The 20,220-nt window shown below is 60.8% G+C and carries 22 protein-coding genes and 1 tRNA gene; 11 read left to right on the forward strand and 12 right to left on the reverse strand.

Translation table 11 applies throughout. The annotated features are described in order from the left end of the window. Positions 1–38: 38 nt before the first annotated feature. The 7 genes from KUW18_RS09115 to KUW18_RS09145 form a co-directional block, all read right to left on the reverse strand. Positions 39–452 carry a hypothetical protein gene (locus KUW18_RS09115; protein ID WP_222561221.1) on the reverse strand — a complete coding sequence of 138 codons (414 nt, stop codon included), beginning with the start codon at positions 450–452 and terminating at the stop codon, positions 39–41. Further along, a complete protein-coding gene (locus KUW18_RS09120; RefSeq protein ID WP_222561222.1) occupies positions 449–2,227 on the reverse strand; it encodes a DUF927 domain-containing protein in 1,779 nt (592 codons plus the stop codon). Before KUW18_RS09120 ends, KUW18_RS09115 begins: the two co-directional genes overlap by 4 nt. Continuing rightward, positions 2,220–3,242, reverse strand: coding sequence for a toprim domain-containing protein (locus KUW18_RS09125; RefSeq protein ID WP_222561223.1), 1,023 nt, complete (start codon positions 3,240–3,242; stop codon positions 2,220–2,222). The genes KUW18_RS09120 and KUW18_RS09125 overlap by 8 nt, the downstream gene beginning before the upstream one ends. Then, a complete protein-coding gene (locus KUW18_RS09130; RefSeq protein WP_222561224.1) occupies positions 3,235–3,534 on the reverse strand; it encodes a hypothetical protein in 300 nt (99 codons plus the stop codon). The genes KUW18_RS09125 and KUW18_RS09130 overlap by 8 nt, the downstream gene beginning before the upstream one ends. Then, the gene (locus tag KUW18_RS09135; RefSeq protein ID WP_222561225.1) at positions 3,527–3,700 is read right to left on the reverse strand and encodes a hypothetical protein; all 174 of its coding nucleotides are present in this window, start codon (positions 3,698–3,700) and stop codon (positions 3,527–3,529) included. The genes KUW18_RS09130 and KUW18_RS09135 overlap by 8 nt, the downstream gene beginning before the upstream one ends. A gap of 444 nt (positions 3,701–4,144) precedes the next feature. Next, positions 4,145–4,366 carry a hypothetical protein gene (locus KUW18_RS09140; protein WP_222561226.1) on the reverse strand — a complete coding sequence of 74 codons (222 nt, stop codon included), beginning with the start codon at positions 4,364–4,366 and terminating at the stop codon, positions 4,145–4,147. Continuing rightward, positions 4,363–4,656, reverse strand: coding sequence for a helix-turn-helix transcriptional regulator (locus KUW18_RS09145; RefSeq protein ID WP_222484951.1), 294 nt, complete (start codon positions 4,654–4,656; stop codon positions 4,363–4,365). Before KUW18_RS09145 ends, KUW18_RS09140 begins: the two co-directional genes overlap by 4 nt. Before the next feature lie 553 nt (positions 4,657–5,209). Here KUW18_RS09145 and KUW18_RS09150 point away from each other — a divergent pair. After that, the gene (locus KUW18_RS09150) at positions 5,210–5,962 is read left to right on the forward strand and encodes a hypothetical protein (protein WP_222561227.1); all 753 of its coding nucleotides are present in this window, start codon (positions 5,210–5,212) and stop codon (positions 5,960–5,962) included. On the opposite strand, the gene KUW18_RS09155 is transcribed toward KUW18_RS09150, so the two are convergent. Beyond that, a complete protein-coding gene (locus KUW18_RS09155) occupies positions 5,948–7,129 on the reverse strand; it encodes a tyrosine-type recombinase/integrase (protein WP_222561228.1) in 1,182 nt (393 codons plus the stop codon). The two genes, KUW18_RS09150 and KUW18_RS09155, sit on opposite strands and share 15 nt — an antisense overlap. 164 nt (positions 7,130–7,293) lie before the next feature. Then, positions 7,294–7,370 (reverse strand) — tRNA-Arg (locus tag KUW18_RS09160). A gap of 133 nt (positions 7,371–7,503) precedes the next feature. Here KUW18_RS09160 and KUW18_RS09165 point away from each other — a divergent pair. Both KUW18_RS09165 and KUW18_RS09170 read left to right on the forward strand, forming a co-directional pair. Then, a complete protein-coding gene (locus KUW18_RS09165; RefSeq protein ID WP_222561229.1) occupies positions 7,504–8,418 on the forward strand; it encodes a methyltransferase domain-containing protein in 915 nt (304 codons plus the stop codon). Beyond that, complete coding sequence (locus tag KUW18_RS09170) at positions 8,415–9,401, forward strand: methyltransferase (RefSeq protein WP_222484954.1); 987 nt, start codon at positions 8,415–8,417, stop codon at positions 9,399–9,401. The genes KUW18_RS09165 and KUW18_RS09170 overlap by 4 nt, the downstream gene beginning before the upstream one ends. 18 nt (positions 9,402–9,419) lie before the next feature. On the opposite strand, the gene greB is transcribed toward KUW18_RS09170, so the two are convergent. Then, complete coding sequence (gene greB / locus KUW18_RS09175) at positions 9,420–9,971, reverse strand: transcription elongation factor GreB (protein ID WP_206941035.1); 552 nt, start codon at positions 9,969–9,971, stop codon at positions 9,420–9,422. Between the two features lie 358 nt (positions 9,972–10,329). On the opposite strand from greB, the gene KUW18_RS09180 reads away from it, so the two are divergent. The 7 genes from KUW18_RS09180 (at position 10,330) to KUW18_RS09210 (ending at position 16,466) form a co-directional block, all read left to right on the forward strand. Next, positions 10,330–11,028 carry a hypothetical protein gene (locus KUW18_RS09180; RefSeq protein WP_261396531.1) on the forward strand — a complete coding sequence of 233 codons (699 nt, stop codon included), beginning with the start codon at positions 10,330–10,332 and terminating at the stop codon, positions 11,026–11,028. Between the two features lie 114 nt (positions 11,029–11,142). Beyond that, positions 11,143–11,769: an NUDIX domain-containing protein gene (locus KUW18_RS09185; protein WP_206941033.1), complete on the forward strand. Its 627-nt coding sequence runs from the start codon at positions 11,143–11,145 to the stop codon at positions 11,767–11,769. A 1-nt stretch (position 11,770) separates the two neighbouring features. Then, a complete protein-coding gene (locus tag KUW18_RS09190; RefSeq protein ID WP_206941031.1) occupies positions 11,771–12,220 on the forward strand; it encodes a DUF1249 domain-containing protein in 450 nt (149 codons plus the stop codon). A gap of 124 nt (positions 12,221–12,344) precedes the next feature. After that, positions 12,345–13,082: a metallophosphoesterase gene (locus tag KUW18_RS09195; protein ID WP_206941029.1), complete on the forward strand. Its 738-nt coding sequence runs from the start codon at positions 12,345–12,347 to the stop codon at positions 13,080–13,082. 207 nt (positions 13,083–13,289) lie between these two features. Beyond that, positions 13,290–14,246 (forward strand): sulfate adenylyltransferase subunit CysD, encoded by a 957-nt coding sequence (cysD, locus tag KUW18_RS09200; RefSeq protein ID WP_206941027.1) that lies wholly within the window; start codon positions 13,290–13,292, stop codon positions 14,244–14,246. 126 nt (positions 14,247–14,372) lie between these two features. Then, positions 14,373–15,800, forward strand: coding sequence for a sulfate adenylyltransferase subunit CysN (gene cysN, locus KUW18_RS09205; RefSeq protein ID WP_206941025.1), 1,428 nt, complete (start codon positions 14,373–14,375; stop codon positions 15,798–15,800). Positions 15,801–16,214: 414 nt separating this feature from the next. Beyond that, positions 16,215–16,466 (forward strand): Rho-binding antiterminator, encoded by a 252-nt coding sequence (locus KUW18_RS09210; protein ID WP_224851996.1) that lies wholly within the window; start codon positions 16,215–16,217, stop codon positions 16,464–16,466. Positions 16,467–16,538: 72 nt separating this feature from the next. Here KUW18_RS09210 and cmoB read toward each other — a convergent pair whose 3' ends face one another. Both cmoB and cmoA read right to left on the reverse strand, forming a co-directional pair. After that, positions 16,539–17,543, reverse strand: a complete 1,005-nt coding sequence (gene cmoB / locus KUW18_RS09215) for a tRNA 5-methoxyuridine(34)/uridine 5-oxyacetic acid(34) synthase CmoB (protein ID WP_222561230.1) — start codon at positions 17,541–17,543, stop codon at positions 16,539–16,541. After that, the gene (gene cmoA / locus KUW18_RS09220) at positions 17,544–18,287 is read right to left on the reverse strand and encodes a carboxy-S-adenosyl-L-methionine synthase CmoA (protein ID WP_206941022.1); all 744 of its coding nucleotides are present in this window, start codon (positions 18,285–18,287) and stop codon (positions 17,544–17,546) included. A gap of 178 nt (positions 18,288–18,465) precedes the next feature. Here cmoA and pgi point away from each other — a divergent pair, with 178 nt between their 5' ends. Next, positions 18,466–20,136: a glucose-6-phosphate isomerase gene (gene pgi, locus KUW18_RS09225; RefSeq protein WP_222484962.1), complete on the forward strand. Its 1,671-nt coding sequence runs from the start codon at positions 18,466–18,468 to the stop codon at positions 20,134–20,136. Positions 20,137–20,220: the final 84 nt, after the last annotated feature.

The following is a 20,220-nucleotide window of genomic DNA, read 5'->3' on the forward strand; positions in this document are numbered from 1 at the left end:
TGCGTTTCGCTTTTGTCGTGGTCATTGTGTCTTCTCGATCAGTGGTTGCCGGCGTAGGAGGAAACTGAAAGTGGGGTGCCCTGGCACAGGACTGACGATTCGCCTGCCAGAGAGGGTGCATGGCCGCCAAGCGGGACAGAGTTGCGAATGCCTATTGATTGCGTTGCACCTTCCTTATATTCCTCTGTCTGGTTTTGAAAATTGGTGGCAACGTGGCAACAGAGGTAAAACGCTTTATTTTCAATGGATTGAAAATGGCAACCTGTAGCCGGTGTTTTTGAATCGGCAACAGAAATAGGGAGAGGTATTGGTATAGAAAGAGATGTGTTGCCGTTGTTGCCACCTCTCTTATCTATAGGCAACGCCTGTAAGCCGCATGGTTGCTGGGTTGTTGCCCCGTTGCCGGTGTTGCCATGAAAATCAGGTTCCTGTGAAGAATTGCCTTGGCTCATGCGCTACTCCTTTCCGTATCGAGTCTGTCGGGGTCAACCACGAAAAAGCGGGTACTTCCTCCTCCTGGCAGGCGATAGTTTTTCTGCCGCCGCCCCGCGTCGGTCTTGGCCAGCACACCGTAGGTTTCCAGTGTGCGAATGATGCGTTCGCGCCCATAGCCGTTGGAGGCCTCGACCAACGAAGCGCGGTTGAACAGATAGAACCGCTTTCGGTCCTCGATCTCGTAGTAGCCTGCGCGCTGTCGGACATTCGGGTTGGGCAACTCTGCCGATATGTCGGAGAAGCGGCTGTCGCCGTGCAGGGCGATAAAGTCCGCGATGGCCGTGAGAATCAGACGATCCTCGGCATTTCCATCCCCCACACTGGCTAGCCACTCCTGAAAGAGTTGCCGGCAGGCATGGGCGGCAGTCTGCACCGGCCAGGGCAATAGCCCATAGGTGATGGCCAGTTCGCCTGCTAGACCGATGATGGCAAAGCGGTCAGCGACGCGGCCGGCCTGTGGGCTGCTCGCCTCGAAAAGTCCTCGGATCTCGGTGAAGCGGTGATAGACCTGCTCTTGGTCCTTCTCCTGCACCAGCCGCTCGACAAATGCTGGACCGACATGCCCGAAGTGCTGATAAGCCGCGGTGGTAAGGCGACGATGAAAGACAGCTCCGGTCATGTCATGAACGTTGTCGAAGGCGCGGTAGGTCCGAGTGCCCGCATTGACATCCACCATGCGTAGTTCGGCGCCGGCATGGGCGGTATTGCCCGAGATGGCGGCATGCTCAGAAAGCGAGCGTTCTCCGCTGGACAGGGCCAGCACACGCCAGTAGAGCTTGGGCCGTCCTTCGCGCTCGCGAGTCATGGTGCCCTTGCCGGTTCCGTTGGCGATGGCATAGGCCATCTCCTGTACCCGTTTGGGGTCGGCTCGCTTGATCTCGTCCAGGATCAATACCGTATCGTTGCGCGATGCGGCCTCGATCTCGATGCCGCCCTTGGACATATCCCAGGACGCGGCGAACACACCAGGGTTGCCCCAGACCGACGCTGCCATGGCTTGGGCCAGCGACTTGCCGCTGGAGGAATCACCGACCAGGTGAACACCACCACCATTGACGCCCACTTTGGCCAATAGAGGCCCTGCTAGTGCACAGCAGACCGACAGGATCAGAACCGGATTGCCCTGACAATAGTGCGCCAGTTCGGTCTGCCAGCCGGTCAGCGTGCCTCGTTCGGTAAACAACAGCGCACCCTTGCCGCTGTCCTGATAGCGAACGTCTGCGCTGCCGATGATGCGACCGGGTAGCACGAAGGCACCGCTGGCGTCATGCCAGCCTGGTCGAGTGGTGGTAGCCAGTACCCGCTCCAGGCCATGGTGGCTGGCGATGTAGGCAGGAACGTAGCGACGATGGGTGTAGTCGACCTCCAGACCCTGACGCATCAGCGCTTTAAGGACCTCTTCACCTTTACCGGCAAGCGCCTCCATCGGCATGACGTGCTCCACCTCCCGGTGGCGGTACTTGAAGCGCAATAGTCGTCCGACGCTGCTGTCATCACTGTTGATGGTCTCAGCGTCAACATGCAGTGGGGCGCAGATCCACAAGTCAAAGGGCTGGCCAGCCACGTCACCGTGGGAATGCTTGATGCCGTGGAACCAGGTGCCGGCACGAAACACCTTGCCACCGACACTGACCGGGCCGTCATAGACTGCATAGGAAGGGCGCTCCAGACGCTCAATCTGCGGCGCGGCCGGTTGACCGACCAGGCGCAGTGGGGACTGGCTCTCAGTCATGGCCACCCCCTGCGTCACGCCGCTGTACCTGATACCAGCGGTAGAGGTCGTTGAAGTCGGTCAGGTCATCCGGGCAGTCGTCCGGCCACTCGGGGTAGAGCACCAGCGCCCCGACCGCGAGGGCTGCGTCATTGGCCGCCTGGCGGCCTGGGTTGCCTGAGGTCTGGCGATCATCGTCCCCCGCTATTACCAGATCGAGGGAGCCGTTCAGGACGGTACGCATGGATTTTGCCACCGCCAGTAGGTTGCCGGCATGCATGGCACAGACGACTGGATCTCCCGTTAGGTGATGCAGGGTTGCACCCGTAGCCCATCCCTCACAGATGAACAGTCGGCCACCAGGAACTGGCCTGCCGAGCAGCGCATAGGCGTCCTGGACCTGGCCACCCTTGAGAAACCGCTTGGTGCCGTCGGGCAGGATGCGTTGGAGATTGACCATCTCGCCACCGGCATACAGGGGGATGAGCAGAGAACCACGACGGCACTGTCGTAGATCGAAGGGCGGGACCTGGCGACTGGCAAGGTAGGGATGATGAGGGCTGGCTGGGAGTGCTCTTTCCCATGCCGACTTGGCGCGTCCTATCGCTTCCTGACGAGCAAGTGCCCTTGCAGTTTCCTGTGCTTCTCGTCGCTGTCGCTGACTCTCGGCCACGTTGTGCTGGTGGTGCGTCAGGGTCTTGTCAGGATTGCCGGCATGTCCGTGCCAGCGAAAGACACCCAATCCTAGGCGACGGTCGATGGCCATGGCCGCATCCACCTGGCGGCAACCGTTCAGGTAGCTGTAAAGGGAAACCAGATCTCCGCCATGAGCGCTGCGGTCGGCAAAGTCATTCCACTTGCCGGTGGCTAGGGAAACACCAAAGGAGCCGCACGAGCGATCACCGCGTGTCATGTTTCGGGCGACCCATTCGCTCCCCTGGCGGCTGCCCTCCGGCAGCCACTCACTGGTTAGGGTATCGGCATAGGCCAAAGCAGCTTCTGCCACTCGCTGGATCTTGACGATGACTTCAGACATGGCCACCCCCTGCACGGCGAGGGGACTTCTTCATTGCCTGTCGGCGTGCTGCCACCAGAAGGTCTGACGCATCGGCCAGCAAAATCCGGGATACACCGGCGAGATTGGCAATGTCGGTGACTTCCAGGGCCCCGTGGCGACCATCTAGCGAGCTCAGTGTGAACATCAGATCCTTAACGGCATCCAGGCGTTGCTCTGCTGAGTCGTAAAGGATTTCGGGATCGGATGAAGGGTCAATCAGTAGGCATTCAGTCTCTGTCAGACACAGCTCATTCTCGAGGTGCTTAGCCATGGTGCACCTCCAGTGCCTCGAGGCGGCGGGCCTGCTGCATATGGTGGTTGTAGCGCTTGAGTCGTGTACGGGTGCTGGAGTTTGAGAAGAGCGCCGCACGGGCCATGGCGCGATGGGCGCAGGCCTTTGCAGACGGATTGCGGGTAGGGAACAGGCGAGATGCCATAGGGTGACTCCTGTATCTGTGGAGTCGTCCCCGGCTGCGGCCAAGCAGCGGATGGGGGCGACTGTACGCGGGTTGGCCGACCGGAGATACAGGAACCCGGCACACCCGAAGGTGTCCCACGCACAGCCGCCATAACATGCTGCGGGCACAAAAAAAGCGCCTGCTAGCAGAGGGGCGCTTGTGCGCCTGTATTCTTTCGACCGGCCAAGGTCGACCACTGAATTTGCAGTGGTGACCGCATCATAGCCAGCCTTTCCATACATGTGCAAGTGATTGCCCGTGCTGCAGGCGAGATATGTGGTATCGTTAGTCATGAGCTATGTCTCTTGAACCCTTGCCGCGTGGCCGCGCAGCAAGGGTTTTCTGTTTTTCGGGCGCAAAGGCCCCCCATACCCACTCGGCTTGCGCCGAGCAGCATCGTTCTTGCTGTTGAGTTAGAAAGTGCTAGCAGTCGGTCTGGATGACCGGGCTATCAGCGCCAAGTTGGTCGAGCGAAGATGAGACCGTGGCAAAGCTCCGCGTCACCTTCACCAATCCGCTTTGGGCGAACCGTTGTGTCGAACAATGGTTGGTCGAGGCATTGTCCAGTGCCTCCTTGATCGCCGGAATATCGCCCTCAGTGAAAGCCAGGGATTTGCCGTTCAAGGAGATGACGTAGTGGCTCATGCGGATACCTCCAGTTGGTGGTTGAAGCCTTGGGCTTGGCCTAGGCTCTGATTGCGCTCCTGGATGCGTGCGGCGATCCAGGCATCTACCTCTTCCTCAAGCCAAGCGACGCTTTTGTCTCCGATAGGGACCGGCGCAGGGAAAGTGCCATTGCTGATTCCCGCATAGATGGCGGATCGACTCTTTCCGGTTTTGAGCTCAACATCTCGCCGTCGCAGAAGGCGATTGCCGAGGTGAAGGTGCTCCACCGGAGTAAACCGCGATGTGGATTCCGTAGTTCGAACGGTCATACCGCATTCCTCTTGCAAGCTGCTATTTGGTCGTCGGACGGTGCCGTTTTGTCATGCTGGTTGCTGGGTAGGACTGTCGGTGAAACGTCTCGGTCCGTACCTGCTGCCCAGGACATACTCAGCTTGACGAGATCAAGTGAGGAAAACGAGTAGCACACGGTGTGGGAGACTTCTCCCACAACCAAAAGTCCGAAAAAAAGTGGTTTGAGGCTATTGACAGGGGCGCGGCAGTTACTTTTGCAAGCTTTTCGGGTTAGAGGGCATGAGCTTCCACCGGGCTTGTCTCCTGCTCTCGGCGTTGGACTACTGGTGTCACCCTGGCTCAGAAGGGCAAAGGAAGGCGGTTTTTCAATACGTAGGCTGGACATTTTCGTTCCTGTAGCGACTGGTGGTGGTGTGATTGCCGGGCTAGCTGCCCGAAGTCGCTATTAGGTTGAGGTGAAAATGCAAGGGACGCCATGAGGGGGCGTTGTACCAGAGTGTCGGTACAAGACGTTTATCGAGAGCAGAGAGTTTTTTCGGACGGTTTTTTGCTATCACATTGGAGGATGCTATGAGCTCAAGATGGCTTTTTAATATAGGAAGTGTTTTGGCGGTTTTGGCTTTCTTTATACTTGATGTTGAAAGTTTTTTTTCGCTGAAAGGTGGGCTCTTTTTCGCAACTGTTTCGATATTTTTTATGTTAGGTACATTATGGGATTACAGGCAGCTTTCTGATGGACGAAAACAAAAGATGAGGTTGTTTTTTATCTGGGGATTTAGGGGGGCTCTCATTGCTGGAGGTTTTTTTTCCTACCTAGATTCAAGAGAGCTCGTTGTATTGTCTTTGGGGCTGCCTGCTGACGATTTTCCTTCAACAATGAGTGCTTTATTTGGTGTTCACTATTTGGTTTACTCGCCGCTTATGTTTTTTGGAGCGCTTTCTTTGATTTGTGGGATTGTTTCGATTCCTCTCGTTTTTTACTCATTATTTGGCTCTCTATTTTACTCCATGTTGCCAAGTTTTTTTAAGAGATCAAAGGGAGATATCTCACCTTTTGTTGGAGGGTATGTGACAGTACTTGTTCTATTTTCTGTTACCGCTTTTGCCTCGGTAAATATTGGTGAGCTGTTTTCTTGGCGAGAAGGAGTGGTGAAGGAAATGGCCTATAATCTTGATTACACTATCCACGATAACGTGCCTTGTATCGAAAGGAATAAAAAATCTGTCATTCACCCTGGTGGTTTTGTCAGTTATGCAGATCAGGATGGGGATGGGGCTGTAATTATCATTGCAGAGCCTCTAAGCAATTCATGTGAAATTTAAGTGATCTGCCCACGTCTGCATCATGGCTGGGCGCTGCTCGGGGGCCATGTGTTCCGCGTGTGTATAGACGCCCTCGATGCCGGGAAGCTTGTGCGAGAGCTGAACTTCGATCCACTCCCTGGGATAGCCCATCTCCTTCAGGCCGGTGGCCACGACGTGGCGGGTCCCATGGGGGACATGTCGCCCCTCGAACCCCATGCGTTTGAGCGCCATGCCAAAGGCGGCATCTGAGATGGGCTTGCGAGGATCATTGCGTCCAGGGAATAGCAGCACGTACCTCCCCGTCATAGCGATGAGCTCGTTCAGGATATCAAGAGCCTGCGTCGGTAATGGGACCTGATGCGCTCTGCCCATCTTCATCCGCTCGGCGGGGATCTTCCAGATGCCGGCCTCGAGGTCGAATTCCTTCCATCTGGCCTGTCGCAGCTCACCTGGCCGCACCGCTGTCAAAAGCAGTAGCTTGAGTCCGATTCGGACCAATGGGCTCTTGTCGTAGCCCTCGATTGCTTCTACGAGCTCTGGCAGCTCGGATTGCTCGATATGATGAAAGTGCCGACGTTGCTGCCGCTCCAGGGCGGCGCCAAGGTCAGAGAGGGGATTGTACGAGGCGCGACCAGTGATGATGGCGAAGCGATAGATGTCTCGGCAGAACGAGTGGAGTTTACGACGCTGCTCGAACTTGCCTGCGGTCTCTAGGCGACGCAAGACTTCCAGCCACTCAAGTGGCTTGATGCTATCGATGGCCAAGTCACCGACGAAGGGGAAGATATGGCTCTCCAGGGCACTCCAGCTCTGAGGGGCACGCTTAGACGTGGCTTTCCAGCGCTTGACCATGGTGGCGTGCCATTCAACGGCCAGCGCCCTGAAGGTGTTCTCGGAGGCGTATCGCAGCTCTCTCTTTTCCTGTTTGCGCTGCTCCACCGGATCAATACCCTTGTCCAGCAAGCGTCTCGCGTCAGTGCGCTTCTCACGGGCTTCGGCAAGGCTGACTTCGGGGTAGCTGCCCAGACTCATCATGTTACGTTTGCCGTTCGGACGGGTATAGCGGAGTCGCCAGCCTTTACGCCCTTTAGGGGAGATCCTGAGTTCGAGTCCCAAACCGTCAGACAGCGTTACTTCCTTGCTGCCCGGCTTAGTTGTTTCGATTTTTCTGATGGTTAGCGGCATGATGGTATAGCGAGCATCTTCGAACAGGGGGATATACCATGTTCTATACCACTGTGGTGCCGGATTGGGAAGGACGTGTCAGGAAGATGGGGGAAGAAAAATAGCTGAATTTCAGGGGTTTTTCAGAGGTTTTTGGAATCGTGAGGAACGCTCGGGACTCTAAATGGCGCCCTCTGCAGGATTCGAACCTGCGACCTGCCGCTTAGGAGGCGGCTGCTCTATCCTGCTGAGCTAAGAGGGCGTTGGGGCGGCATTATAAGCGGCTGACTCCACAAGATAAACCCGCAGTTGCCCGGTGAAGGGCGTGGGTGGGTGCCAGCGCTTGCCATGCTCGGTAGAATGCGCCTTTTGTGCGATCTCACTGGTTTCTGTCGATGTCCCAACCGTCACACGGCCCCGCTGCTTCGCTTTCCGAGGCGACCTGCTCGTCGCCAGCGGTCGATACGCCCGCAGCGTCCTCTTCGCTGTCGCCCCGTGGCGACCGCCATTTCGATGGTCTGGCCGACAAGTTCTCGGCCTCACTTTACGGCCACCTGCGCGGTGAGCTTCGCCTGTCCCTGCTGGATCGTCTGCTGCCCGAGATGCTCGAGTTGGCGCAGCAGCCGGTGCTAGACGTCGGGGCTGGCCTTGGCCAGCAGGCGCAGTGGTTCCTGCAACGGGGCCATCAGGTAACGCTGGCTGAGCCCTCTGCCGAGATGTTGGAGCGGGCCCAGGCGGGAATCGAGCAGGCCGCAGCCGGTCGCGAGCTGGCGGCCGACAAGGCGAGCTATCTGCCGCTGCCGCTGCAGGAGCTGGTCAGCGAGGTGCCGGGTCCCTGGCCCCTGGTGGTATGTCACGCGGTGCTGGAATGGTTGGGCAACCCTCGCGAGGCGATCTCTCACCTGGCCTCGTTGTTAGCCCCTGGCGGCCAGCTGTCACTGATGGTGTTCAATCGCGACGCGCTGAGGCTGTCCAATGTGGTCAAGGGCAACCTAGACAAGGCGCTGGAAGATCGCCTGGAAGGTAAGGGCCAACGCCAGCGGCTGACGCCGATTTCTCCCCTGACCCATGCGCAGGTCACCGACTGGGCCGAGCAGGAAGGGCTTGTCTGTCAGGACGTGGCCGGTATCCGGGTGTTCCACGACTATCTACGTCGCCCCCCGCAGGACGATCGAGAGCTGGGAAAGCTGGTGGCGCTGGAACACCGCTATTGCCAGATGGATCCACACTGGCGCCTGGGGCGCTATCTGCTCTACACCTTTCGCCGCCCCTTGCCGGCAGACGCCAAGCGTCAGGAGATAACACCATGAGTGCCGATACCGCTGTATGCCAGCTGCTTGAGCGTCAAGACGCGGACTATCGCGGCTGGTGGTGGGTCGCGCCGCCGCGAGATAGCTGGCTGGAGGCCGGGGAGGGCTGTCTGGTCAGCGCTGACGTCTCGGTGCGGGCCGCCTGGGAAGCGCGCCAGCGTTCGGCGCTGTCGCCCTTCAGCACGGGGCCTGCGTCACCCCCGGGGGCGGTACTGTTCTGGCCTAAGGCGCATGCCTTGGGAGAATGGTGGCTGCTGTGGTTGTGCCGGACCCTGCCCGAGGGCACGCCGCTGCAGCTGGTGGGGGAGCACCAGGGGGGCATCAAGCGAGTGCTCAAGGTCCTGGCGGCGCTGGGCATGGGCTGTCGCAAGCTCGACAGTGCACGCCGCTGCTCGCTGTTCGAGACGCGCACCAGCGCACTGGCGCTGGACCCTGAAGCAGTCTGGACCTCGTTCGAGGCGGCGGGCCTGCAGCTGTCGAGTCATCCGGGGGTGTTTGGCCACGGCAAGTTTGATGAGGGCACGCAACTGCTGATCGAACAGCTGGAGCAGCAGCTACCCCAGGGCAAGGTGCTGGATATGGGCTGCGGTGACGGCATTCTGGCGGCCTGGATGGCGCAGCTGGGGCGTGATGTCACGGCGGTGGATGTCAGTGCTTTTGCGGCAGAAGCCACGCGGCGCACGCTCAAGGCCAACGGGCTGACGGGGGAGGTGCTGGAAAGCGATGTCTATTCGGCGCTGGACGGCCAGCGCTTCACAGCGATTGTCAGTAACCCGCCCTTTCACCAGGAGCGGTCCATCGACTACGGCCCGGCGGCCCGGTTGATTCAGCAGGCGCCGGACCATCTCGATGCTGGCGGCCAGCTAATCCTCGTGGCCAACGCCTTCTTGCCCTATGCCGACCCTCTTGAGCGGGCCTTCGGTAGCTTCGAGATCCTGGCCGACAACGGGCGTTTTCGCGTGTACCGCGCGGTGCGTCGCTGAAGCGCCTGTGAGCTTCGCTCAGCGGCCTGCGGTCTTGCCTGGCGTGCGGTAGTGAATCTCGGTGATCAACCAGGTGGTCTCGCCGCCCGGCGCGGCCACCGTCACCTCGTCATCCAGTGACTTGCCCAGCAGGGCCTTGGCCAAGGGCGCATCTACGCTGATCCAGCGCTTGCTGGTATCGGTCTCGTCGTGGCCGACGATGCGCAGCGACATCTCTTCGCCGTCTTCGTCCTCCAGGGTGACGAAGGCACCGAAGAACACTCGGTCGGTGTCGGCGGGAAGTCGGTCGATGACCTGCAGCTCGTCCAGGCGCTTGGTCAGGTAGCGAATGCGCCCGATGACGCGGTTCAACTCCTTCTTGTTATAGGTGTAGTCGGCGTTTTCGCTGCGGTCCCCCAGCGCTGCCGCTTCCCCCACCTTGGCCGACAGCTGTGGTCGCTTGACCCGGCTGAGGTGGTCAAGGATTCCCCTGAGGCGATCAGCGCCTTCCTGAGTGATCAGGTTGCTCTTGGGTTCCTGGCGCGGGTCCTTGGCCGGGTCACGCCAACGTGTCATGTTGCGGCCTTTCATGGCGATCCTCGGTGAGTCGTTGAAACAGACAAGGTCCACGAGGGTGCCGCGACTTGGGCCGCTGCGCAAGCGCCTTGGGTGGTGGGGGAAAGGCCGGGGGAGCGATGCAGTGATCGTTCAGCCAGAATGCGACTGGCGAATAAATCAAACGTTCGTTACATTTCGAGGAGGGCGCCAGAACGCGATGTGGTTTCTCGTATCGGGCTACACCCCGGCCGGTCAGTACCCGGCATTGCTTGGCCTGATTGCTCGGCCTGATTGCTGGGTCTGAATGCTGGGCCTGATCGCTCAGTTCGGCCGCCCACCATGACCACCCAGCATCAGGGTGCATCACAATAACAGTATCCGGAGCCGCCAAATGTCACGAACTCTGTTTTCCACCTCGCCTGATGTTCCATCCGTGTCCTTGCGCCAACGTCCGCGTCGGCTGCTGGCCACAACGGCGCTGACGCTTGTCACCCTGTCCGCTTGCCTCGCCAGTGGTGTGGCGCTGGCCTGGCAGGGTGAGCTCGACCAGATCAAGAATCGCTGGGAGAGCGTTACCACCTCGAGCGCCCTGTCGGCCCAGGAAGCCCCGTTGACGGCGCTGGCCGCCGAGGCCCGGGCGTTGAGTTCGGCCAATCCCAACGTCAGCGAACTGCTGGTGTGGGAGGGCATCATCGAGGCGTCGCTGGCCAAGGCCAAGGGCGGACTCGGCGCGCTGGACAACGCCAAGGCAGCGCGCCGCGCGCTGGAGCGGGCCATCGCACTGGATGCCAACGGCCTCCAAGGCTCGGCCTACGTGACCCTGGGAGCACTGTACGACCGCGCGCCGGGCTGGCCGGTCGCCTTTGGCGATGACGACAAGGCCGAGGAGATGTTCAAGCGCGCGCTGGCGATTCGCCCGGGTGGGGTGGACGTCAACTACTACTATGCCGCTTACCTGGCCGATGAAGGCCGCGACGCCGAGGCCCGCCAGCACGCGGAGAAGGCCATCAATGGCGCGGTTCGCGCCGGTCGCGAGGCCTCGGACCAGGCGCTCAAGGCCGAGGCGCGCGCACTGCTCAACGAGCTCTGAACCCCCGCCGACTTCCCTGTTGTTTTCCGCCTTGACAGGAGGCCCCACCTGGACTCGCCTTGTGGGGCCCATGACCGATCCGGATAATGGTCCGATCTGTCAGCGGAGGCCCCCATGCCGGAAACGAGCCACATTGATGCCCCCTTCACCGTTCAGGATGTCGAGCTGGTGTCACGGGACTGCCTGTACCAGGGATTCTTTCGCCTGGACAAGCTGACCTACCGCCATCGCAAGTTCGAAGGCGGCTGGAGCGAGCCCGTGGTGAGGGAAGTCCACAGTCGTCACGATGCGGTGGGCGTCATGCTTTATGATCCCGAGCGCGACAGCGTCGTGCTGGTGGAGCAGATTCGCGCGGGAGCGCTGCAAGACCCCCATACCCCGTGGAAGCTGGAATGCGTGGCCGGGCTGGTTGACAAGGATGAGTCGCTGGAAGATGTGGCTCGTCGCGAAGCGTTGGAAGAGGCGGGCTGCGAGGTCGGTGACCTCATCCTGCTGCATAGCTACTATCCTAGTCCTGGTGCCTGCGACGAACGCGTGACGCTGTTCTGCGGGCTGGTCGACACCCGTGGGCTGGGCGGGGTGCATGGCCTTGATGAAGAGCATGAAGATATTCGCGTGCATGTGTTGCCCTTCCAGCGGGCCTGGGAACTTCTCGGCCAGGGACGACTCGATAACGCCATGTGCCTGATCGGTTTCCATTGGTTGGCTGCCGAACGCGCATCGTTGAGAGCAAGGAGGTAACGTGACCCATCGCAGCGCTTATGTAACGGACTTGCGCACCCTGCAAAGCGAGTGCACCGCCAATTACATCCGTCTGTCTCGGCTTCTGGGTGACCTGGAGGAGGGCGAGATTCGCGACGTCGAGCTGCGCAATGGTGAGCGGCGCCTGGGCGCGCTGCGTCTGCACGTCGAAGAGTTGGCTCCTTACACCACCATTGTTCGCGTGACCCAGGAAGGCGTTCTCGACAGCGTCATCGATAGCCCGCGCATGCGAGTGCACCTGTACCACGACGTGCGCATGGCAGAAGTCACCGACTTTCAGCGTCGGCGGCATTTCGATGGGCGCTATCGCTACCCCAACGCGCACATGCATCAGCCGGATGAAAAGCTGCAGATCAATCGCTTCCTCGGCGAATGGCTGGATCACGGCCTGGCCCATGGCCACTCCCTGGACCTTCCCCAGCTGCCCTGACCACAGCTCCGGGCCCAACCTCTGATCTCGATCGCTTGCGCTCGACGCTGTCTGCGATACCCTGACCCTGCGCTGGTCCTCCTGGCGGAGGGCTTCCCTTGGTTTGGGCTGTCGAGACATTGCCATGCGTTTGATCCAGCTTAGCGATTGCCACCTGTATGCCGATCCCATGGCTCGCTCCCGACGGGGCCTGCCCGCTCGCCAGCTCGAGGCGGTCATCGCCGCGGTGGATCTGGACCGGCCAGACCTGGTGATGGTGACCGGTGACATCGCTCAGGATGAATCCGAAGGCGCGTACCGCCTGGCCACAGAGCGTCTGGCAGCGCTGGACTGTCCGTGGTTCTGGCTGCCCGGCAATCATGATGATCTGGCGCTGATGAGTGCAGAGCGAGAGGTACTGGCAGAGGTCGACGCGGGAGCCTGGCGAGTGCTCAAGCTCAATACCCAGATACCGGGCGAGGCCAGCGGCCGGGTGGGCGAGGATGCCCTGGCTGCGCTCGATCAGCGTCTAGGCCAGGAGCTTCGTCCCACCGTGATCGTCATGCACCATCCCCCCATGGTCGTGGGCAGTGCCTGGATCGACGCCCTGGGGCTTGAGGATGCCGATGACTTCTGGGACGTGGTGGGACGATATCCGCAGGTAAAGATGGTCCTGTGCGGTCATGTGCACCAGGCCTTCCATGGCACCAGGGCACTGCCTGATGGTCAGGTGGAGGTGTATGCCTGTCCGGCTACCTCGGATCAGTTTCTGCCTGGCAGCGATGAGTTCGCCGTGGATGAGGCGTCCCGGCCAGGCTATCGCGTGGTGGACCTGAAGCGAGGGGGGGAGTGGCTGACCTGGGTGGAACGGGTCGAGCTGTAGCCAAGCGCTGCTGACATACCTGCGCCCATGTCCAGTGTCGCCTGCTTGGGCATTGATGGTCGTCGGGCGCATTTGGTCGTTGAGCGCGTACGGGCAAAAGTTCTTATGGTTCTAAAAAGATAGTTATTAATTCTTTTACGTTATTATTCCCTTCGCAGTATCCTCGCTGGCATCTTCCTTATTTCCGTCATGCGAGGTGTCCCGGTCATGACCAGCCTTTCCGCACCAGCCCGCGAGAGAGCCGCTCAGGCTTCTCTTACGCCGAAGCGACTGACTCACCTCAAGCAGCTTGAGGCCGAGTCCATCCACATTATCCGTGAGGTGGCCGCCGAGTTTTCCAACCCGGTGATGCTGTACTCGATCGGCAAGGATTCTTCGGTGATGCTGCACCTGGCGCGCAAGGCCTTCTATCCGGGGCCGCCGCCGTTTCCGTTGATGCACGTGGACACCACCTGGAAGTTCCGCGAGATGATCGCCTTCCGCGACCGCATGGCCGAAGAGGCGGGCATGGAGCTGATCGTCCATACCAACCAGGAAGGCAAGGCTGCCGGGATCAACCCGTTCGACCATGGGTCCAGCGGTTACACCGACGTGATGAAGACCCAGGCGCTGAAGCAGGCGCTGGACAAGTACGGGTTCGACGCTGCCTTCGGTGGCGCCCGCCGTGATGAAGAGGCCAGCCGGGCCAAGGAGCGCGTGTTCTCGTTCCGTGACAAGCACCACCGCTGGGACCCCAAGAATCAGCGCCCCGAGCTTTGGAACCTGTACAACGCTCGCATCAACAAGGGCGAGTCGATTCGCGCTTTCCCGCTGTCCAACTGGACCGAGCTGGACATCTGGCAGTACATCTATCTCGAAAACATCGACATCGTGCCGCTGTACTTTTCGGCCCCGCGTCCGGTGGTCGAGCGTGACGGCATGCAGATCATGGTTGACGACGAGCGCATGCCCCTGGCCGAGGGCGAGCAGCCCGAGGAAAAGTGGGTGCGCTTCAGGACCCTGGGCTGCTACCCGCTGACCGGTGCGGTGGAGTCGAAGGCCCAGACACTGCCTGAGATCATCCAGGAGATGCTGCTGACCCGTACCAGCGAGCGCTCCGGCCGCGCCATCGACCACGATCAGGCCGGCTCCATGGAGAAGAAGAAGCGCGAAGGCTACTTCTGACGACGGCACCGACCGCACGCAGCCACGCGCCTTGCCCCGGCCGACAGTGACCGGGGACAAGGACGCAGATGACAGATCAAGGGCCGGACGTCCAGCGCGACGTCGGGTCACCCATAGGGGTACAGCATGTCTCACCAGTCCAGTCTGATTGCTGACAACATCGAGCAGTATCTGCACGAGCACGAAAACAAGGACCTGCTCAGGTTCATCACCTGCGGCAGCGTCGATGACGGCAAGTCGACCCTGATCGGTCGCCTGCTGCACGATTCCAAAATGATCTTCGATGACCAGTTGGCGGCCATCACCCAGGCCTCCAAGACCAAGGGCACCACCGGCGAGGAGGTGGATCTGGCGCTGCTGGTCGATGGTCTGCAGTCGGAGCGCGAACAGGGCATCACCATCGATGTGGCCTATCGCTTCTTTTCCACCGACAAGCGCAAGTTCATCATTGCCGACACCCCGGGGCACGAGCAGTACACCCGCAACATGGCCACCGGCGCATCCACCGCGGGCCTGGCGGTGATTCTGATCGACGCCCGTTACGGCGTGCAGACCCAGACCCGTCGCCACAGCTTTATCGCTGACCTGCTGGGCATCCAGCACCTGGTCATCGCGGTCAACAAGATGGACCTGGTCGACTACGCCGAGGAGCGCTTCGACGAGATCGTCGCCGAGTATCGCGCCTTTGCCGAGCAGCTGTCGGCGTCGGACATTCGTTTCGTACCGCTGTCTGCCCTCAAGGGCGACAACGTGGTCGAGCGCGGCGACAACCTGAACTGGTACCAGGGCCCGGCCCTGCTCGAACTGCTGGAAACGGTGGAAGTCAGCCGCGACCAGAACCTCAGTGACCTGCGCTTCCCGGTGCAGTACGTCAATCGTCCGAATCTCGATTTCCGGGGGTATGCGGGCACCCTGGAGGCGGGCATCCTGCGCCCTGGCCAGTCGGTCAAGGTGTTGCCGTCCAACAAACTCAGCAAGGTCGAGCGCATCGTGACCTTCGACGGCGACCTGGACGATGCCTATCCGGGACAGGCGATCACCGTGACCCTGGAAGACGAGATCGATATCTCTCGTGGCGACTGGCTGGTGGCAGCCGATGCCGACATCACCCTGTCGAGTGCCTTCGACGCCGATATCGTGTGGATGCATGACGACGCGCTGGTGCCTGGTCGCCAATACGATATCCGCATGGCCGGGCGTGCCGTGTCCGGACAGGTCGAGGCGATTCACTACCAGGTCGACGTCAACACCTTGGAGCGTCACCAGGCGCAGCAGCTTGAGCTCAATGCCATCGCTCGCTGCCGGGTAGCGCTGACAGCCGAAGTGCCCATCGATGACTATGCGAAGATTGCCGGCACCGGCAGCTTTATCGTCATCGATCGTCTGACCAACGTCACCGTCGGCGCCGGCATGATTCGGGGTGCCGCCAGTGCCGAGGGTGCGTCTGTCGGGGAAGTCGACTGGGCAGGTTTCGAGCTGGAGCTTAACGCCCTGGTTCGCAAGTACTTCCCCCACTGGGAAGCCAAGGATGTACGTGACCTGCTGAACCGCTGACGCCGTCAAGGCAGTGTGAACAAGGCTCCTGCGTGCTGACGCAGGAGCCTTTGTTATGTGGGGGGATGGCCGTTCTGGATGCCCGTTCTGGATAGCCGATGGAAGCATCCGCTGGATCAGGAATAGTAGCTCGAATTGGCGCAATACCAGCGCTCTTTCTGAGCGGCAAGGCTCGTGCTTTTCGGTGAAACTAACGCGGTTTGTGCAGCCAAATGGTGCCGCGCTGGTATCTGGGCTAGACCAAAGGCAGGATGCCTCGCATGTGAGATATGTCACATGTCACGGCATCGACAGGGCGACGCATATCGGCAATCTCAACGTGATCCACAGATCTCGACACGAGTAAGTTAATACATATGTGAGTTAACACTTGGGTGAGTTGATACCCAGGTGAGTTGATCAACAGGGGAGGGCATGAGCATGGTGGCTTGCCATCTCTACGATAATATTGAACTTGCTTGCTTGTACCATTTTCCGGTCAAGCTTTCCTTGAAGGGTGGGGTCGAAAAACAGGGCGAAGCGGTAGACACCTCGTTCAACGAGGACCATGAGGAGTGCTTGTCGCTGCGCACCGAAGGAGGTGACCGGCTGGTGGTGCTCGATGACATCACCCGCATGGAGGTGCTGGTCGACAACCCTCATTTCATGGTGCTGGACTTCGTCTGACACCTGCAGCCGCGATGGCGTTCTGAATGACGACGCCCTGCCGATAGACTCGGCAGGGCGTCTTGCCGTCGGTCATGCTGGCCGGGTGGCGATGATCACCGCACGCCGTGGTGCCGGATGTCCCTCTCGGGTGAGTTGGGGGTTCTCTGGATCAAGAAAATCATTCAGTGATTGAAAGGTCATCCAGTCCGTCGCGCGCTGTTCGTCCAGGCTGGTGGGGCCCTCATCGACAACGCGCACGTCACAGAATCCGACCTTTTCAAGCCAGCCAACCAAGGCCTTGGACGACGGCAGGAAGTAGACGTTGGGCATCGCGGCGTAGCGGTCTCCCGGCACCAGCACGCGGGTTGCATCGCCCTCGACCACCAGGGTTTCCAGCACCAGCTCGCCACCGCGACGCAGGGCGTCCCGTAGCTGTATCAAGTGCTCCAGCGGTGATGGACGGTGGTACAGCACGCCCATGGAAAACACCGTGTCGAAGAAGCCGAGCCGATCAGGGACGTCTTCGATACCGACCGGCAGGAAATGGGTGCGTCCGCCATCGGCCTCGCCGACGAAGTGCTTGACGGCCTGGAACTGCCAGTAGAAGCGCGGCGATGGATCAATGACCAGCACGAAGTCGGCCCCGGCCCCGGCCATGCGCCAGGCGTGGTAGCCATTGCCTCCACCGACGTCGAGCACCTTGCGGCCCCGCAGCGGCGCCAGGTGCGGCGCCAGGCGCTGCCATTTCCAGTCCGAGCGCCATTCGGTATCGATGGTGATGCCAGCCAGCCGGTAGGGCCCCTTGCGCCAAGGGATCAGCGCCCGAAGCAGGTTCTCGCTTTGACGCTTACGGCTCTCATCCAGCTCAAGCGATACCTCGACGGTGTCCTGGTCAAGGTGGACATGGCGCTTGTCGGGTAGCGCCGGGAGCTTGGCCACGGCCTTTTCCCAGGCGGGAAGGTCACCATGCCGCTGACGGTCCAGACCGCTGGCAAACTGTTCGGGCAGTCTGGCAAGCCAGGTGCCCATGCCGGCATGGCGAAAGGAGTGTTCAAGGAAGGCGCGATACAGATCACGCTGATGCTCGGGGATCACTCAAGCCTCCTTGAAGGCAATCATGGAGGCGAAGTTCAGGTACTGAAACCAGGTCAGCGAGCGGCCGAAGCCGGCATCCGCCAGGCGCTGATGATGCTGCTCAAGGGTATCGGGAATCAGCACGTTCTCGAGGGCGTTGCGTTTCTGGCTGATTTCCATGTCGCTGTAGCCGTTGGCCCGCTTGAAATCATGGTAGCGCTCCACCAGCCAGGCGTTGTCCTGCTCGTCGCCGGACTTGATCTTTTCCGACAGCACCAGCACGCCGCCGGGCTCCAGCGCCTGATACAGCCGTGCCAGCAGGTCGTTGCGATCTTCCGGTGCCAGGAACTGCAGCGTGAAATTGAGCACGATCATGCCGCTGGGGCGGTAATCGATGTGACGGATGTCCCCTTCGATGACCTCGATGGCGTGCTCGGGACACTCCTCTGCCAGGGTCTGACGTGCCCGTTCCACCATGGCCGGGGACAGGTCGATGCCGGTCAGGGTGAAGGCGTCCCGCGGAAGCTGGCCGGCCAGCGCCAGGCCTACGGCGCCCAGCGAGCAGCCAAGGTCGTAGACGTGGGCGCCGTGGCGCAGATGGCGCTCGGCCAGCACGCCCAGCATGCCAAGGATCTGGCCGTAGCCGGGAACGGACCTGCGGATCATGTCGGGGAAGCAGGCGACGACACGCTCGTCGAACGAAAAGCGCGCTACCTTGTCCAGGGGTGTGGAAAAGATGGCGTCACGGTAAGATGCGTCACTCATGGATTGCCAGTGTTGTCGGGCTCGGGGGCTGTGATTGTACGCGTCCTGGGCCCGCGCTGCACGATGAGGCAGCTGCCGTCGCTGACCCGTTACACCTTTGACCTGGGGAACCGTCGCAGACGTGACATGGATGCAGCCCAGGCTGCCGCTCCCCAGACTATGCCCAAGGAGAGGATAGATGCCGACGATCGACCAAACCCAGGCCTGGCGGTCCCTGCAGGACAAGGCCCAACAGGTAGGACAGCGCCACCTGTGCGACATGTTCCGTCAGGACCAGGGGCGTTTCGCCACCTTCAGCCGGGAAGCGGCTGGCCTCAAGCTGGACCTGTCAAAGCAGCGTTGGGATCAGGATACCCTCGCGGATTTGCTGCACCTGGCCGAGGAGGCGGGGGTGCCGGCAGCCACTCAGCGTCTGCTGGCCGGCGAGAAGGTCAATATCAGCGAGGATCGGCCTGCCTTGCATACCGCCTTGCGCCTGCCCGCCGATGCGTCGCTGGTGGTCGAGGGGGAAGACCTGGTGCCGGCGGTGCATGCCACCCTGGACAAGATGGCCACCATGGTCGAGCGTTTCCACTCGGGACAGTGGCGCGGCGCCACCGGCAAGCCGATTCGTGATGTGGTCAACCTGGGGGTGGGCGGCTCCGACCTCGGGCCGCTGATGGTGACCCACGCCCTGGCCGACTATCGTCCTCAGGGGACTCATCCGGTGGAGGTCCATTTCGCCTCGACCATGGACGGCTCGCAGCTGGTCGACTACCTGACCCGCTTCGATCCTGAAACCACGCTATTCGTGCTGTCGTCAAAATCGTTCACCACGATCGACACCCTGTCCAACGCCAATACGGCGCGGGACTGGCTGCTGTCCCGGCTGGTAGGCTCGCGCCAGGAAGGCGTCGACCATGAGCTGGTACTGCGTCAACACTTCATCGGTGTATCCGCCAGTCCCGAGAAGATGGCCGAGTGGGGCATCGCCTGTGACCACCAGCTCGAGTTCTGGGAGTGGGTCGGCGGGCGCTACTCGCTGTGGGGGGGCATTGGCCTGCCCATCGCACTGGTGATCGGGATGGAGGGCTTCCGTGCGCTGTTGGCCGGTGCCCATACCATGGACGTGCATTTCCAGAAGGCACCCTTGGCCGACAATTTGCCGGTGCTGCTGGCCCTGGCCGGTATCTGGAACAACAACTTCCTGGACATCCGCGCCCACTCGATCTTGCCCTACGACGGCCGACTGGAGTACTTCGCCGCCTATCTCGAACAGCTTGAGATGGAGTCCAACGGCAAGTCGGTCACCAATGACGGTGACACGGTGGACTATTCCACCTGCCCGGTGCTGTGGGGACAGCTCGGTCCCAACGCCCAGCATGCGTTCTACCAGTTGCTGCACCAGGGCACCCAGGCGGTGGAGTGTGACTTCATTGCGCCCCTGGCGCGCTACGAGGATGTCGAGGATCCGGCCACCCGTGAGCACCTGATGGGTCAGCACCGCCTGACTCTGGCCAACTGCTTTGCCCAGTCGCGCGTGTTGATGCTGGGTGATGACGCCATTGCCGAGGACGGCCCACGGCCCGAGCACAAGCGTTATCGTGGCAATCAGCCCTCGACCACCTTGCTGCTGGAGCGGTTGACGCCGGAGACCCTGGGCGCCTTGATTGCGCTATACGAGCACAAGGTGTTTGTGCAGGCGACCATCTGGGGCATCAATCCCTTCGACCAGTGGGGCGTTGAACTGGGCAAGAAGATCGCCAACGAGACCCGTGACATCATTGAAGGGCGTCAGGGTCTTGATGATATGGACGATTCCACCCGAGGCCTGATCGAGGCAACCTGGCAGGCCTCGCGGGAGCGCTGAAGCGATGACAGTTCCCGCTGGCTCCCTGCCTCCCGCAGTGGGTCAGCGGGGCGGCCCTGTCAATAAACTGGCCATTTATACAGG

This window comes from Halomonas sp. DP5Y7-2 (assembly GCF_019802025.1).
Classification (GTDB): Bacteria; Pseudomonadota; Gammaproteobacteria; order Pseudomonadales; family Halomonadaceae; genus Halomonas; species Halomonas litopenaei_A.

Coding starts and splice junctions, on each gene's coding strand:
- KUW18_RS09165 (WP_222561229.1), top strand. CDS start 7,504: ATGTCCCAACCGTCACACGGCCCCGCTGCTTCGCTTTCCGAGGCGACC.
- KUW18_RS09145 (WP_222484951.1), bottom strand. CDS start 4,656: ATGACCGTTCGAACTACGGAATCCACATCGCGGTTTACTCCGGTGGAG.
- pgi (WP_222484962.1), top strand. CDS start 18,466: ATGCCGACGATCGACCAAACCCAGGCCTGGCGGTCCCTGCAGGACAAG.
- greB (WP_206941035.1), bottom strand. CDS start 9,971: ATGAAAGGCCGCAACATGACACGTTGGCGTGACCCGGCCAAGGACCCG.
- KUW18_RS09120 (WP_222561222.1), bottom strand. CDS start 2,227: ATGACTGAGAGCCAGTCCCCACTGCGCCTGGTCGGTCAACCGGCCGCG.
- KUW18_RS09170 (WP_222484954.1), top strand. CDS start 8,415: ATGAGTGCCGATACCGCTGTATGCCAGCTGCTTGAGCGTCAAGACGCG.
- cmoA (WP_206941022.1), bottom strand. CDS start 18,287: ATGAGTGACGCATCTTACCGTGACGCCATCTTTTCCACACCCCTGGAC.
- KUW18_RS09155 (WP_222561228.1), bottom strand. CDS start 7,129: ATGCCGCTAACCATCAGAAAAATCGAAACAACTAAGCCGGGCAGCAAG.
- KUW18_RS09210 (WP_224851996.1), top strand. CDS start 16,215: ATGAGCATGGTGGCTTGCCATCTCTACGATAATATTGAACTTGCTTGC.
- KUW18_RS09195 (WP_206941029.1), top strand. CDS start 12,345: ATGCGTTTGATCCAGCTTAGCGATTGCCACCTGTATGCCGATCCCATG.
- KUW18_RS09130 (WP_222561224.1), bottom strand. CDS start 3,534: ATGGCTAAGCACCTCGAGAATGAGCTGTGTCTGACAGAGACTGAATGC.
- KUW18_RS09115 (WP_222561221.1), bottom strand. CDS start 452: ATGAGCCAAGGCAATTCTTCACAGGAACCTGATTTTCATGGCAACACC.
- KUW18_RS09140 (WP_222561226.1), bottom strand. CDS start 4,366: ATGAGCCACTACGTCATCTCCTTGAACGGCAAATCCCTGGCTTTCACT.
- KUW18_RS09135 (WP_222561225.1), bottom strand. CDS start 3,700: ATGGCATCTCGCCTGTTCCCTACCCGCAATCCGTCTGCAAAGGCCTGC.
- cysD (WP_206941027.1), top strand. CDS start 13,290: ATGACCAGCCTTTCCGCACCAGCCCGCGAGAGAGCCGCTCAGGCTTCT.
- KUW18_RS09150 (WP_222561227.1), top strand. CDS start 5,210: ATGAGCTCAAGATGGCTTTTTAATATAGGAAGTGTTTTGGCGGTTTTG.
- cysN (WP_206941025.1), top strand. CDS start 14,373: ATGTCTCACCAGTCCAGTCTGATTGCTGACAACATCGAGCAGTATCTG.
- KUW18_RS09185 (WP_206941033.1), top strand. CDS start 11,143: ATGCCGGAAACGAGCCACATTGATGCCCCCTTCACCGTTCAGGATGTC.
- KUW18_RS09180 (WP_261396531.1), top strand. CDS start 10,330: ATGTCACGAACTCTGTTTTCCACCTCGCCTGATGTTCCATCCGTGTCC.
- KUW18_RS09125 (WP_222561223.1), bottom strand. CDS start 3,242: ATGTCTGAAGTCATCGTCAAGATCCAGCGAGTGGCAGAAGCTGCTTTG.